Origin of the sequence: Streptomyces sp. NPDC008139 (genome assembly GCF_042957025.1) — a bacterium.
Classification (GTDB): Bacteria; Actinomycetota; Actinomycetes; order Streptomycetales; family Streptomycetaceae; genus Actinacidiphila.
Map to the genome: position 1 here is coordinate 59,496 of NZ_JBIBHM010000004.1, position 13,788 is coordinate 73,283.

Sequence of the window (13,788 nt, forward strand, 5' to 3'; positions counted from 1 at the left end):
CCGGACTCACGTCAGGGAGCCAACGTCAGGGCCCGCCCTACGCCAGGGGCCGCCGGTCGCCGGAACCGCCGTCGGGGAGCGCGCCACCGGACGCGCCCGGTCCGCCGGGTGCGGCCGGTACCGCCGCGCCGGACAGGCCGCCGTCCGCCTCGTTGAGCTGCCGGAAGCGCGCGCTCAGGTCCGTACGCCAGTCGACGGTCTCCGATTCGACGTGGCCGCGCACCGTCGTGACGAGCCGGGCGATGAGGGCCAACTGGCGCTCGACCTCGGCCGGTTCGAGCGGTCCCGAGGTACGGGCGGCGGCTCCTCCCGGCCCGGCCCGCAGCACGTCGGCGGCCCATTCGAGGCGTACGGCGTTCAGCTCGCCGCGCAGCGCGTGGGCGACGGTGATGTCCCGCATCCAGCCCGCCGACAGCCCGAAGAAGTGGTCGAAGCCCTTGCAGCCCGCGGCGAGGGCGAGCAGGACGTATCCCCAGCCCTGCCCGGAGCCGCCGCTCGCCGCGGTGGCCAGCGGCACCGCCGTACCGGCCACCGCGAAGGCGATGGCCAGCCCCTGGAGCGTGCGGGAGGCGGTGCGCTTGCGCCGCTTGTCGCGCTGGTACCAGTCGATGGCGTCCTGCGCCTCCTGCTCGGCCCAGGCGCGCAGCCGCGCCAGCGCCTCGCGCTGCCCGTCCGGTCCTTCGACCGCGATGTCGGGGAAGGGCCTGCCGCCCAGATCGCGGGCCTGCCCTTGCCGCCGCCCGGTCCCGGACGCGCCTGTCGGCATACCGCCGCCGTCCAGCTCAGTCATCCGGCGAGGCTATCGGCTGCCGCGCCGCCGTCACGTCCGGTCGCGGTAACGCGCCGTTTCTCAGGGCGAGTTCAGCGCCGAGCCGTGGGATTCCGCACCCGCCGCCCCGCAGGTCCCCCACGGAGCCCGAGGACCGCCGCGTGCCGCGTATACGGAAACGTGCGGCGCGCTGACGGGACTTGGGGCCGAAGGGCGTGCGCGAGCCATCGCGGTGTCCGGTTCCCGCCGCGCCCGTCCGCGCCGTGCGGGGGCCGGGCGGTCGGCGGCACCTGCGGTGCGCTGGATCGCGCCGCGCTCGGGCCGGTCGGGCCCGGCCGCGCGGAACCGGTGAATCCGGACAACGGCACCCGCCTCGGGCCGGATCCGGACCCTTCGGCCAGACGTAACACTGGCCTCACCACGTAACCGGCGCGCAAGGTCCCGGGTGAACCCCTGTTCACCTGGGGCCTCTAGCATTTCCCATATGCTGGACTACGACGTGGAGGCGGCGCGTTACGACGCCACGCGCGGCGGTGTGCCGCGGGCCCGGTCAGCGGCCCGCGCGATCCTCGCCCTGGTGCCCGAACGCGCGGGCACACTGCTGGACATCGGCTGCGGTACGGGTCTGGTCACCGGGCTGCTCGACCGGCCGGGACTGCGGGTGTTCGGCGTCGACTCCTCCGAGGGCATGGCCCAGGTGGCCGCCGAACGCCTCGGCGCCTCGGTGGTGCTGGGCAACTGCCATCGGCTGCCCTTCGCCGACGCGTCCTTGGACGCGGTGAGCGCGGTGTGGCTGCTGCACCTGCTGCCGGACGTGCCCGCGGTGGTCGCCGAGTGCGCCCGCGTACTGCGGCCCGGCGGGGTGTTCGTGACGACGGTCGACAAGGACTCCGGCCACGACATGAACAGCGACGTGGACGAACTGCTGGCGCCGTACCGGGTGCGGAAGGCGTACGACGCGGCCCCGCGGATTCTGGCCGTCGCCTCGGAGCACGGGCTGCGCAGGGCGGGCGAGGCGCGCTTCACCGGCCACGGGCAGGGCCGCTCCCCCGAGCGCACCGCCGGGGATCTGGAGCGCGGCTACTACGCGTCGGCGCTGGCGCTGGACGACGAGCAGGCCTGCGCGCTGGTGCGGCGGCTGGCGCTGCTTCCCGGCCAGCAGGTGCCGCGCCCCGACCCGGTGTACCGGCTGCTGGCGCTGCGCAAGGAGAGCTGAGGGGCGACGGCGGAGCGGCCGGGGAGGGCCGGCCGGCGCCGGGCGGCCGTGCCGGTCACTGCTTGGTGAGGTCGGCCAGGCTCGCGAGGGTCCACGCCTCCGCCGCCTCGTGCGTGACGCCGAGGTCGGCGAAATCGCCGCCGTCCTCCACCTCGCCTCCCCCGCGGCCACCTCCACCGTGGGCACCGACCTGGTCATCGACGGCGGCGCCACGGCCTGACCGGCGGCGGTGTCAGGTCGGTTCACGCCGTCGTCGCGCGGGTCGGTTCCTCGTGGGCCGGTTCCTCGCGGGATCGCTCCTCGCCGGGCCGCTCCTCATGACGTGAGGCGGGGCGCGGCGGGGTGAGCCATGTGCGCAGCAGGGAGTGCAGGGCCTCGGCTCCGACGAGGGTGGCGGGCGGCACGGGGAGTTCGACGGGGGTCAGGAGGAAGGGGTGGCTCTGCGGGCCGCCGAGGCCCCCGTGGGAACCGGCCTGTTCCTCGAAGGCGTGCACGGCTCCGGAGCGCGGATCGCAGGCGGAGTTGACCATGAGGTCGGCGATGTGGGGGAAGCCGTCCGCCCGCAGCACGGCGTCCGCGGCGCCCTCGCCGAAGGGCGCGAGCGGGTCGTCGCCCTTGATCCGCCCGGTGGCCAGCTCGCGCTGCGAGCCGTCGGGGCCCAGCACGAGCGGGCCGCGCTCGGCGCTGTGCACGAGCACGAAGCCGATACCGGGGTGCCCGGTGAGCGCGTCGAGGAGCGCGGGCGAGCGGCGGTCGATCTCCTCCAGCGTGGCCCGCCCCTCGATCTCGGGGAAGGCGACGAGCCCGAGGTTGCCCGAGGCCAGCACGACCGGCTGCGACGCGGGCCCCGCGCACTCGGCCTCCTCCCGCGCCCGCCGCCCCTGCTCGGGGCGGCGCAGCGCGGTGCGGGCCGCCGCCCGCGCCTCGGCGCCGCGCGCCGCCCGCCGCCTGGCCTGCCGTTCGGTCCCGGCCAGCCCGCAACCGGCCCGCACCAGTTCGCGGAAGGTCACCCCGTACGCGCTCTCGAAGGTCTCGCCCTCGCTCTGCCCGTGGTCGGACAGCAGGACGATGCGGTACGGCCGGGGCGCGTACCGCGAGGCGTCGGCGATCAGGGCCACCGAGCGGTCGAGCCGGCCCAGCACCTTGCGCGCGTCCTTGCTGCGCGGGCCCGAGTGGTGGGCGACCTCGTCGTACGCCACGAGGTCCGCGTAGACGGCGGTCCTTCCGGCCAGCATGTCGCCGATGACGGCGGCCACGGCCACGTCCCGCTCCACGACGGTGGCGAAGGCGCGCAGCAGCGGGTAGAGGCCGCCGCGTTTGATCCGGGGCCGGTCCCTGCGCAGCCGCGACGCCGTCGACTCCCCGATCTCGCGGCACACCTCGGCGCTGAACGACCAGGCGGTGCGCACCGCGTTCGCGGGGTCGGAGAAGTAGGCGAAGTAGCCGGATCTGGAGCGGCTGAACTTGTCGCGGCGGGCCGCCACCGACATCACCAGCGCGGACTGTTCCGCGCCGCCGGTGAACAGATTGCCGCGGCTGGCGCCGTCCTCGGCGAGCAGTCCGCGAAAGCCGGTACGGGCCACCGCGCGGCGCTCCAGTTCCGCGGCGCTGGAGGGCCGGTTGCAGACCATCAGCTGGCCGGTCTCCTTCTCGAACCAGCGGAAGGCGGGCACGTCGTGGTTCGTGCCGTGCAGGATGGCGAGCTGGCTCGCGCCGGTCTGGCTGCTCCAGTCGGTGCGCCACGGGGTGAGCCGGTGGGTGGTGCCGAGCCAGCCGGCCAGGGTCGGCATCGCGGGCGGCGAGGAGGTGAGGGCGTCGCGCAGCACGTCGTGGCCGACGCCGTCGAGTTGCAGGAAGACCGTGCCGGGCGTGGTCGGCAGCGGCGGGTCGCTCGCGCGGGTTCTGCGGCCCGCGAGCCGGGCGAGCCTGCGGCCGTACGCGGCGTCGTCCCGTACCGCGAGGGCGGTGCTGGTGGCGGAGGACGTCGCGGACATCACGGCGGCGATCACCACGGCGGTGGCCGGGGCGACCTGGCCGCGGCCGTCGGGGGTGAAGCGCAGGGCGACGAGCAGCAGCGAGCCGTTGAGGAAGAAGACCAGGGCGCCGAGCACGAGGGCGGGCACGAGCAGCAGGGCGCGGACCAGCAGCGGCCACACGAGCGCGCTCAGCACCCCGAAGGCGCCCGCGCCGATCGCCGAGGTCACCGCGATCTGGGTGGGGCTGTCGCCGTTGGGAGCTTCGAGGCGGAAGTCGGGGAGCACCCACGCGAGTACGGCCAGGGTCGCGCTGGAGACCATCCACACAGCGAGCACCCGGCCGACGGCCCTCACCACGCTCCGGCCGACGGCCCGTTCCCGTCTCTTCGCAGGCTGCGGCACACCTCCACAGTGCCATACGGCCCGCCGCGGCCCGGCGCCCCGTCGGGGCGCGCGCCGGGCCCGGCCGTCGGCAAGGCATACGCTCGGGCCTGCGAGGGTGTGCGCAGGCGCGGTACGAGTCCCCTGACCGGGTAGGTGCGACGCGTGTGTGCGATACGGGCGCCCTGGACGGATGCCGGGAAAGGACGGGCGCGGTGGCGGTGGAGATCACGTGGTGGGGTCATGCCACGGTGACCCTGCGGGATTCCGGGGTGCGGGTGCTCACCGACCCGCTGTTCACCCGGCGGCTCGCCCATCTGCGCAGGCGGCGCGGCGCCGTACCGCCCGCGTCGGCGACCGCGGCCGACGCCGTCCTCATCTCTCATCTGCACGCCGACCACCTGCACCTGGACTCGGTGCGGCGGCTGGCGGCGGGCACCACCGTGATCCTGCCGCGCGGCGCGGTCGCCGCGGTGCCGGGGCTGCGACGGCTGCGCGACCGGCTGCGACTGGTGGAGGTCGGCGCGGGCGACTCGCTCCTGGTACGCGGCGCGGACGGCGGGGAGCTGACGGTCAGGGCGGTGCCCGCCGCGCACGACGGACGGCGGCTGCCGTACGGGCCGGAGCGCTCCCGCGCGCTCGGCTATGTGATGGAGGGGTCCGCGCGCACGTACTTCGCCGGGGACACCGGGCTGTTCGACGGGCTGGCCGACGCGGTCGGCCCCTGCGACGTGGCGCTGCTGCCGGTCGGCGGCTGGGGCCCGTTCCTCGGGCACGGGCATCTGGACGCGGCGCGGGCCGCGCGGGTGCTGGCCGATCTGGCGCCCCGAGCCGCGGTGCCGGTGCACTACGGCACATTCTGGCCGATCGGCATGGACGCGGTACGGCCGCACGAATTCCACACGCCCGGCGAGGAGTTCGTGCGGATCGCAGCCCGGCTGGCCCCTCGGGTGTCGGTGCACCGGCTCGACCACGGGCAGTCGGTGCTGGTCGAGGACGCCGGGCGGGAGAGCCGCGGGTGATCGGTTTCCTGGCGTCGGCCGCCGCCAATTCCCCCGCGTCCGAGACCACTCAGCAGGCGATAGGTTATCCGTCGCTGTTCCTGCTGGTGTCGCTCGGCTCGCTGGTGCCGGTGGTGCCGACCGGCGCGGTGGTCTCCAGCGCGGCCGTCGTCGCCTTCCACCAGTCGGAACCGCCGCTCGCGCTGCTCGGGGTGTTCCTCGTGTCGTCCTTCGCCGCCTTCCTCGGCGACGTGGCGCTGTACTGGCTCGGCCTGCGCGGGGTGCGGTCCCGCAACGGCTCGCGCTGGCTGCACCGGCTCCAGGACCGGGTGGACAACACGACGCTGGAGAAGGCGCAGAACCGGCTGGACGCGCACGGCGCGGCCGTCCTGGTGCTGTCCCGGCTGATCCCGGCGGGCCGTATCCCGGTGATGGTGGCGTGCCTGCTGGGCGAGATGTCGCTGCGCCGGTTCGTCCGCGGCGACATCCCGGCCTGTCTGGTGTGGGCGGCGGCGTATCAACTGGTCGGCGTCCTGGGCGGGTCGCTGTTCCCCGAGCCGTGGCAGGGGGTGGCGCTCGCGGTGGGGCTGACGTTCGCCTTCGCGGCGGGACCCATGGTCGTGCGGCGGCTGCGCCGCAAGTAGGCCGCGCGCCGCAAGCGGGGGCGGCCCGTCCCGCGGTCAGGCCGCCGGGCCTGCCCTTACGGCGTGCCGGACAGCACCCGCGAGCCGCCGATCGGCAGATCCCACAGGTCGTCGCGGGGGCGGCCGGTCGCGGCCCACGCGGCGTGCAGCCGGGTGAGCGGTTCAAGCGGCGGCTCGGCGGAGAGCAGGAACGTCGCCCAGTGCATGGGCGCCATCGCGGTCGCGCCCACGTCGAGGCAGGCGCGTACGGCCTCTTCCGGGTCGGTGTGCACGGTGCTGAGCATCCAGCGCGGCGAGTAGGCGCCGATCGGCAGCAGCGCGAGGTCGATGCCGGGGTGGGCGCGGCCGATCTCGCGGAACCAGTGGCCGTAGCCGGTGTCCCCGGCGAAGTAGACGCGCTGCCCCGAGCCGTCGGTCAGCACCCAGCCGCCCCACAGCGAGCGGCAGGTGTCGGTGAGCGTGCGCTTGCTCCAGTGGTGCGCGGGGACGAAGTCGAAGCGGACACCGCCCAGTTCCGCCGCCTCCCACCAGTCGAGTTCGGTGACCCGCGTGAAGCCGCGGCGGCGGCACCAGGCGGCCAGGCCCGCGGGCACGAACAGCGCGGTGTCGCGCGGCAGCCGCTTCAGCGTCGGCGCGTCGAGGTGGTCGTAGTGGTTGTGGCTGATGACGACGGCGTCCACGGGGGGCAGCGTCTCCCAGGGCACGCCCACCGGGGTGACCCTGGCCGGGGTGCCGGGGATCCGGCGGGACCACACGGGGTCGGTGAGCACGGTCAGCCCGCCGATGCCGATCACCCAACTCGCGTGTCCCACCCAGGTGAGGCTGACCGTGCCCGCCCTCGTCGCGGGCAGCGGTCCGCGCTCGACCGGCAGCGACGGCACCTGCGCGAGCGCGGCGGCCGGCGGGCGCATGCTGCGCTCCCTTACCGAGCGCAGGACGTCGCGCAGCCCCGGCAGCGGGTCCGTCAGCCGGTCGGCGAACGACGTGGGCCAGGTCCTCAACTCGCCCAGCGGACGCGGACCGGCGAGGGTGCTCTCGCTCTCGGCGAGGGTGCGCTCGCGCTGATCGGTCATCGGGACTCCCATCCGTCACGGTCTCGGCGCCGTCGGCGACACTCGCCGGGCAACAGCGGGCCGGGGCGGCGGCCCCGGCGGTTCGAGCCAGGGCGGCGGCCCCGGCGGTTCCGACCGGGCCGGGAAGCCCGACGGGACCGGCAGGACCCGTGGCCGCGGCACATGGTGTGGGGAGGGTGGGCGAGGCGCGTGTGGCCCGCCCGGCCGTCCCCAACACCGCTCGCACCCACCGGATCCCCGATCATCGTTCAACGACCTACCCAAAAAATAGGTCAGGTCCCACGCCCCCGCGATCCGGTGTCCGCCGATTCGCCGATGTCCGCGGATTCACCGATGTCTGCGGATTCACCGATGTCTGCGGATTGGCCGATGTCCGCGGATTGGCCGACCGCCCCGCCCGCGGGGCCCGACCCGGCCGCGGGGTACCCGGTTGCGTGGCCGCTGACGGCGACGGCCAACGCGGCCAGCGCGGCGACCACATGCGGGACGGCGAGCGGGTCGGGCGCGGCCAGCGCGACACGGCGCTCGTCCTCGGTGGCGCCGTGCAGGTGACCCGTGCTGATCCGCACGCGCGGCTCGTCCGGGTCGTCGCCGAAGCGGTGGCCGCCGAGTACGGGGTAGCCGAGGGCCGCGGTCAGCCGCTCCTCCAGCGCGGCGGCGTCCAGGCCGGGCGCGGGCAGCGTCGGATAGAGCTGGAAACCGGCGCGCGGCGGTCGGCAGGTCGCCCCCGCGCCGGTGATCGCGCGGAAGGCGGCAGCGGCGGTACGCGCGTGCAGCCGGTTGGCCGCGGCGGCGCGGTCGGTGACCTCCGCGGGCTCGGTGAGGACGTATCCGGTGGCGGCGGCGACCGGCGCGGGCAGCACGGCGCGCAGCGCGGCGAGTACGTCGAGGGCCCGCTCCCGCCAGGCCGCGCCGTGGGCGGTGGCGGGGAAACGGGCGAGCGCGGCGGGCACCGCGGCCGGGACCAGCGTGGCGCCCAGGTCGGCCAGGACGACGGTGTGGTCGGGCAGCATCTCGGCCGGGCTGAGCAGCACCGTGTCGCGGTGGTGGAGCGTGTCGGAGTACGTCTCGTCGGAGACGATCAGCAGCCCCGCCTCCGCCGCGGCCTCGCACGTCTCGTGCAGCAGCTCGGGCGCGGTCACGGTGCCGGTCGGGTCGTCGGCTGCGGACAGCACCAGCAGCCGCGGGTCGGCGCCCGCGGCGCGCGCCCGCCGTACGGTCTCCAGCAGTGCGAAGGGGTCGGGCACGCCGCCCTCGGGCGGGGTGGGCGCGGTGTGCACCTGGCGGCCGAGCAGCCGGGCCACCGGGGCCTGCCACGCGGGGGCGGGGCGGGCCAGCACCGGGTCGCCGTCGACGGCGGCGAGCAGCGCGAACAGCAGCGGCTCCGCGCCGGGCGCGGCGAGCACGTGGCCCGCGCGGCAGGGCAGGCCGCGGCGGGCCCAGTAGCCGCAGGCGGCGTCGAGCAGCCGCGGGCCGCCGCCCGGGACCTCGGCGCCGGGCCGGGCGGCGGCCGTCCGTTCCCGCCAGTACGCGGGCAGCGGCAGTCCCGAGTCGGGTCGCAGGTCGTACCGCGGGCCGAGCCGCATCCGGTTACCTCCGCTGCGTAGGTGGGCACCCCTGGGGCCCACTTTCTCCCGCGGCGGCGCGGTCCGCATCCGACAGACCGGCCGGTGGAGCGGCCGACGGCCGAGCGCGCGGGTGAGGAGGAGGCGGCGCGCCCCGCGTTCAGCGCAGCAGCAGTGCGGGCAGGTCGCGCATGTCGTCGAAGACCGTCGTGTCAGGGCCTTCGAGCCAGCCCGCGGGGGTGAGTCCGCCGCAGTAGCCGTACGCGCGCATGCCCGCCGCACGGGCGGCGGCCACCCCGTACCGGCTGTCCTCGACGACCACGCAGCGCGCGGGCTCGACGCCGAGGCTGCGGGCCGCGTGCAGGAAGAGGTCGGGGGCGGGCTTGCCGTGCTCGACCTCGCTCGCGCTGAAGATCCGGCCCTCGAAACGCTCGTAGAGACCGGTGAGGCCAAGCGTGTGGCGCAGCCCCTCGTGGCTGGTGCTCGACGCGACGCAGCTCGGCAGGGTGAGCGCGTCCAGGGCGTGCGTGATCCCGTCGACCTCGGTCAGGTCGGCGTCGAACGCCTCCTGGTAGAGGTGCCGGTAGGGGGCGTCCCAGTCCTCGGGCAGGGAGCGGCCCAGGTGTTTCTCGATGGCGGTGGTCATGTCGCGGTAGGAGCGGCCCACGAAGCGTTCCACGATCTCGGCCTCGCTCAGCGGCCAGCCGATCGCGGCGAGCACGAACGCGTCCACCTTCACCGCGATCTTCTCGCTGTCGACCAGCACACCGTCGCAGTCGAAGATCACGAGTTCCGGCTCTGGCCAAGGGGCGTGCGGGTGAGCTTCGTTCACCCGGTGAGACTACAGCGGCGGCGCCGGTGGACGGCGGACACGGGGGCGGCGGTGCGAGCGCGGTCCCGGCGGATACGCGGGCGGCTACGCGGGTGCGGTACCGGTGGGTACGCGGGCAAGTACGCGGGGTGCGGTCCCGGCGGATACGCGGGCGGCTACGCGGGTGCGGTTCCGGCGGATACGCGGGCGGCCGTCCGTGACGGAACGGCAACGGCGTTGAACAGGCGGTGTGCCGCGGCCGGGCGTGGGTAACCGGCCCGCATGACGTATCCCTGGAAGAACTGGGACAAGGCGCTGTTCGCCGAGGTGGCGGAGCGCCACTGGCCGGGCGCGGAGCCGGTGCTGCCCCGGCTGAGCAGTGCCGCGAACCACGGCCGGCTGTGGTTCGCCGTCGCCGCGGGTGTCGCGGCCACCGGCGGCAGGAGCGGACGCCGGGCGGCGGCGCGCGGCCTGGGCTCGCTGGCGCTGGCGTCGCTGACGGTCAACACCGCGGGCAAGGGCGCGGTACGGCGGTCGCGGCCGATACTCGACACCGTCCCGGTCATACGGCGGCTGCACCGCCAGCCGATCACCTCGTCGTTCCCCTCGGGCCACGCGGCCTCGGCCGCCGCCTTCGCCGCGGGTATGGCGATCGAGTCGCCGCGCTGGGGCCTGGTGATCGCGCCGCTCGCCGCGAGCGTGGCCTTCTCACGGATCTACACCGGAGTGCACTATCCGAGTGACGTGGTGGCGGGCGCGGCCCTGGGCCTTGGCGCCGCCGCCGTCGTACGCGCCCTGGTGCCACCCGCGCCGGGCAAGCCGGAGCCGGGCGCCGACGCGCAGGTGCCGTCGCTGCCCGAGGGCCGCGGGCTGCACGTGGTGGTGAACTCCGCGTCGGGGCCGCCGCCGCTGCTGTCGGCGCCCGTCGACCGGATCGCCGCCGCACTGCCCGAGGCGTCGGTCGGCGAGTGCACCGAGGACGACGACCTGCTGGAGATGCTGGAGAAGGCGGCGCGCACGGCCGTGGAGCAGGGCGGGGCGCTCGGGGTGTGCGGCGGTGACGGCACGGTGTGCCTGGCCACGGCCGTCGCCCTGCGCCACCGGCTGCCGCTGGCGGTCTTCCCCGGCGGCACCCGTAACCACTTCGCGCTCGACCTCGGCCTGGAGACCGTCGAGGACACCGCGAAGGCGGTCGCGGCGGGCAGGGCGGCCAATGTGGACGTGGCCCGGCACACCAGCCTGGACTCGCCGTACAGCGAGTCCGCGCCCTTCCTCAACACCTTCAGCATCGGGTCGTACCCGGAGCTGGTACGGGTACGGGAGCGCTGGTCGCGGCGGGTGGGGAGCTGGCCCGCCAGTGTGCTGGCCGCCGTGCACGTCCTGCGGACCTGCGAGCCGGTGGACATCGAGGTGAACGGACGGCCGCGCTCGGTGTGGCTGATCTTCGCGGGGAACTGCCGCTACTCCAGCGTCGGGCTCGCCCCGGTGCGCCGCCGTGACCTCAACGACGGCGTGCTGGACGTGCGCATCGTGGACGGCGGGCCCTTCGCCCGTACCCGGCTGCTGGGCGCGGCCCTCACCGGGGTGCTGACCCGGTCGCCGGTGTACACGTCGGCGACCGTACGGCGGCTGCGGCTGCGGCTGCCCGGCGAGGGCGTCCACCTCGCCTACGACGGTGAGGTGGCACCCGCGCCCGGTGAGCTGCTGCTCGACAAGGTGCCCGGCGGGCTGGTGGTGTACCGGGGCTGACCGGGCCCGGGGGGCGTGCCGGGGCCGAGCGCCGGTGCCTGCCCGGAGGCCGCGCAGGCGGCTGGGGCGGGGTTGACGACGCGGGCGGCGCTCAGTTCTGGCCGCCGACCAGCCCGGCCAGGGCGCGGACGCCTTCGCCCGAGATGCTCAGCGAGTCGGGGCTGCCGGTGTCGATGGACAGGATCAGTTCGTCGGAGGGCCAGGCGCCGCTGAGCACGGCGAGCTGGACCAGCCGGTAGCGGCTGGTCGTCGGCAGCGCTTCCGCCATCCGAGTCTCGGAGGTGAAGACGGGCACGAGCTGGCGGCCGTCCTCCTGTTCGTACACCGGGAGCTGGATCTGCCGGGGAGGCTCGCCGCCGTTGGGGTCCTCGTCCACGCCCGGCACCGGCAGCAGGACTTCGCTGACCGCGAGCGTGCTGAGGGCGACGACGTTCTCGCTGCCGTGGGCGATCTCGCGCAGCGCGCGCTGCGCCGGGGGCAGGCCGCTGTCCGGGTCGAGGCCGTCGGGGGTGATGTCGGTCATCGCTTCTGGTTCCTCTCGCCGCTTCTGGCGTCAACGGTGCTCGGATCCCCCGCACGTACCCGGCTGAGCCGAGAGCATGCGGTCCACGAGGTGAAATCGCGTTGCCAGGACCCTCTGGCCGCTGGTTACGGTGCGTCCATGGTTGCCAGAACCCCCGCTCACACGGTGCTCGAAGGCCGTTTCGTCCGCCTCGAACCGCTCGCTCCCGGCCATGTGCCCGATCTGTTCGCCGCGGGCGGCGGTGACGAGGAGGTGTGGCGCTGGCTGCCGGTGGAGCCGCCGCACACCGAGGACGAGCTGCGCGATCTCGCGGTACGGGTCGCCGCCGACGCGGAGGCCGCGGGCGGTCTCGCCTTCGCCGTCGTGGAGCGGGCGGGCGGCCGGGCCGTCGGCTGGACGACGTACCACGACGTGAGCGCCAGGGACGAGCGGCTGGAGATCGGCTGGACCTGGTACGGCCGCGCCCATTGGCGCACCCCGGTCAACACCGAGGCCAAGCTGCTGCTGATGGGCCATGCCTTCGAGGAGCTGGGCATGGGGCGGATCTGCTGGAAGACGGATCATCTCAACGTCAGGTCGCAGCGGGCCATCGCGCGGCTCGGCGCGGTCCGCGAGGGGGTCTGGCGCCGCCACCGGCTGCGCTCGGACGGTGTGACGTGGCGCGACAGCGTCTTCTTCTCGATGCTGGCCGAGGAGTGGCCGGAGGCGAAGCGGCGGTTGCGGGCGCGGCTGGAGGGCGGCGCGGAGGCGGGGGCCGGACGGGTCGGGGCGGGCTGACGGGCCGGGGTGGGCCGACGCTGTTCAGGGGAAGGGCGTCGGCCCACGGTCGGCGGTCGGCGGTCGGCGGCCTTCGGTCGGCGGTCGGCGGTCACGCGGGGGCCGGTCTACTCGTACTCCGTGCCGCCTTTGCGGGTCAGGTAGGCGTCGCTGACGACCTTGGCGATGGCCCGGCCGCCGAGGACGTCGCTGTACCGGTCGTCGGCCGTGCGCACCACGACGCCCTCGCGCAGGTGCAGGCCGCGGCCGGAGACCGTCTCCGTGCCCTGGGCCAGCGCCAGCACCGCCTCCTGGTCGAAGGGGCCCTCGAACAGCTTGGGCACCAGCGGCACTTCGCCCTCCAGCAGCGCGAAGGCGTCCAGCCAGCGCACCCGCCCGCCGATGTCCGCGCACACGTCGAACGCCGCGTAGCCGGGCGCTCCCTGCACACGGGCGTCCGCGCCGTAGCCGAGATCCTGCACGCCGCTGCCGTACACCTCGCCGTAGACGCCGATCCGGTCGGCGCCCAGCCGCTCGGCGAGCCGGGCCGCGACGGCGGGCAGGCCGTGGCCGAGGACGGCGCGCCAGTAGAGATTGCGGTCGGTCTCGGTGAGGGCGAGGCGTTGTCCGCCGAGGCCCTTGGACGTGACGTGCACAGTGCCGCTGCCCGCATAGTAGGTGAGGCAGCAGGCCGTGCCGTGCAGCTTCTCGGTGACGGTGACCGGGTCGCCGGGCGCGAAGATGTCCGGGTAGCGCTTGAGGTTCTCGATATCGGTCCAGGGCAGCAGGTCGGGCGCCGACTCCACGTCGCCGCTCATCGACACCGGCACCGGCGGCACCCATTTGACGATGCCGAGCCGTTCGGCGAAGTCCGCTCCCCCGGCGGCGGCGCGCTCCAGGTCCGTACCGTCGAGCGCGGCCAGCCGGCAGACGATGCCCTGCGACAGCTCGCCGCGCAGCCGGACCGCCCTGACGCGGTTCGCGGCGCTTCCGGCCAGCCTGCCGGTCAGGCCCAGCTCGGTGATCAACGGCATGGGCAGCACGGCCTGTTCCGGGATGTAGACGGCGAAGTCACCGCTGCGGTAGGCGCCTTTGGCGACCACGGCGCGGTAGAGGCCGACCTGCGCCAGTTCGAGCGCGTCGGCGTTGGGGTGGTCGAGGATGGTGAGCCGCTCCGCGGTCACGCGCAATGTGGACATGACGGTCCCCCCGTATGCGGTGGTCGGATGGTGGTGGTCGGGTGTTCTCCCCGACGATCACTGTGGCGGGGGGCGCGGGCGCCCGGCCACCGGTTTTCCGCGCGGTGCGGTGGAGGGACCGGTGC

12 protein-coding genes are annotated in these 13,788 nt (G+C 75.2%); 5 read left to right on the top strand and 7 right to left on the bottom strand.

Annotated elements, in window-relative coordinates; translation table 11 throughout:
- Nucleotides 1–37: 37 nt before the first annotated feature.
- Nucleotides 38–790 carry an SLATT domain-containing protein gene (locus ACFZBB_RS09195; protein ID WP_391119413.1) on the bottom strand — a complete coding sequence of 251 codons (753 nt, stop codon included), beginning with the start codon at nt 788–790 and terminating at the stop codon, nt 38–40.
- Nucleotides 791–1,253: 463 nt separating this feature from the next.
- On the opposite strand from ACFZBB_RS09195, the gene ACFZBB_RS09200 reads away from it, so the two are divergent.
- Nucleotides 1,254–1,985 (top strand): methyltransferase domain-containing protein, encoded by a 732-nt coding sequence (locus ACFZBB_RS09200; RefSeq protein ID WP_391119416.1) that lies wholly within the window; start codon nt 1,254–1,256, stop codon nt 1,983–1,985.
- A gap of 242 nt (nt 1,986–2,227) precedes the next feature.
- Here the strand turns inward: ACFZBB_RS09200 and ACFZBB_RS09205 are convergent, their stop codons facing one another.
- The gene (locus ACFZBB_RS09205; protein WP_391119419.1) at nt 2,228–4,282 is read right to left on the bottom strand and encodes an alkaline phosphatase family protein; all 2,055 of its coding nucleotides are present in this window, start codon (nt 4,280–4,282) and stop codon (nt 2,228–2,230) included.
- A gap of 275 nt (nt 4,283–4,557) precedes the next feature.
- On the opposite strand from ACFZBB_RS09205, the gene ACFZBB_RS09210 reads away from it, so the two are divergent.
- Entirely contained in the window at nt 4,558–5,364 is an 807-nt protein-coding gene (locus tag ACFZBB_RS09210; RefSeq protein ID WP_391119421.1) for an MBL fold metallo-hydrolase, read from the top strand.
- Nucleotides 5,361–5,987 carry a VTT domain-containing protein gene (locus ACFZBB_RS09215; RefSeq protein ID WP_391119424.1) on the top strand — a complete coding sequence of 209 codons (627 nt, stop codon included), beginning with the start codon at nt 5,361–5,363 and terminating at the stop codon, nt 5,985–5,987. The genes ACFZBB_RS09210 and ACFZBB_RS09215 overlap by 4 nt, the downstream gene beginning before the upstream one ends.
- 56 nt (nt 5,988–6,043) lie before the next feature.
- On the opposite strand, the gene ACFZBB_RS09220 is transcribed toward ACFZBB_RS09215, so the two are convergent.
- From ACFZBB_RS09220 to ACFZBB_RS09230, 3 genes are all read right to left on the bottom strand, one after another.
- Complete coding sequence (locus tag ACFZBB_RS09220; protein ID WP_391119426.1) at nt 6,044–7,060, bottom strand: MBL fold metallo-hydrolase; 1,017 nt, start codon at nt 7,058–7,060, stop codon at nt 6,044–6,046.
- 272 nt (nt 7,061–7,332) lie between these two features.
- Complete coding sequence (locus tag ACFZBB_RS09225) at nt 7,333–8,646, bottom strand: aminotransferase class I/II-fold pyridoxal phosphate-dependent enzyme (protein ID WP_391119427.1); 1,314 nt, start codon at nt 8,644–8,646, stop codon at nt 7,333–7,335.
- Between the two features lie 139 nt (nt 8,647–8,785).
- Nucleotides 8,786–9,457 (bottom strand): HAD-IA family hydrolase, encoded by a 672-nt coding sequence (locus ACFZBB_RS09230; protein WP_391119430.1) that lies wholly within the window; start codon nt 9,455–9,457, stop codon nt 8,786–8,788.
- Nucleotides 9,458–9,718: 261 nt separating this feature from the next.
- Between ACFZBB_RS09230 and ACFZBB_RS09235 the strand changes: the two genes are divergently transcribed.
- Complete coding sequence (locus tag ACFZBB_RS09235) at nt 9,719–11,185, top strand: phosphatase PAP2 family protein (RefSeq protein WP_391119432.1); 1,467 nt, start codon at nt 9,719–9,721, stop codon at nt 11,183–11,185.
- Nucleotides 11,186–11,276: 91 nt separating this feature from the next.
- Here the strand turns inward: ACFZBB_RS09235 and ACFZBB_RS09240 are convergent, their stop codons facing one another.
- A complete protein-coding gene (locus ACFZBB_RS09240; protein ID WP_355339313.1) occupies nt 11,277–11,708 on the bottom strand; it encodes an SseB family protein in 432 nt (143 codons plus the stop codon).
- Nucleotides 11,709–11,846: 138 nt separating this feature from the next.
- Here ACFZBB_RS09240 and ACFZBB_RS09245 point away from each other — a divergent pair, with 138 nt between their 5' ends.
- Nucleotides 11,847–12,485: a GNAT family N-acetyltransferase gene (locus ACFZBB_RS09245; RefSeq protein ID WP_391119435.1), complete on the top strand. Its 639-nt coding sequence runs from the start codon at nt 11,847–11,849 to the stop codon at nt 12,483–12,485.
- A 107-nt stretch (nt 12,486–12,592) separates the two neighbouring features.
- On the opposite strand, the gene ACFZBB_RS09250 is transcribed toward ACFZBB_RS09245, so the two are convergent.
- Nucleotides 12,593–13,663 (bottom strand): RNA ligase (ATP), encoded by a 1,071-nt coding sequence (locus tag ACFZBB_RS09250; RefSeq protein ID WP_391119438.1) that lies wholly within the window; start codon nt 13,661–13,663, stop codon nt 12,593–12,595.
- Nucleotides 13,664–13,788 lie beyond the last annotated feature (125 nt).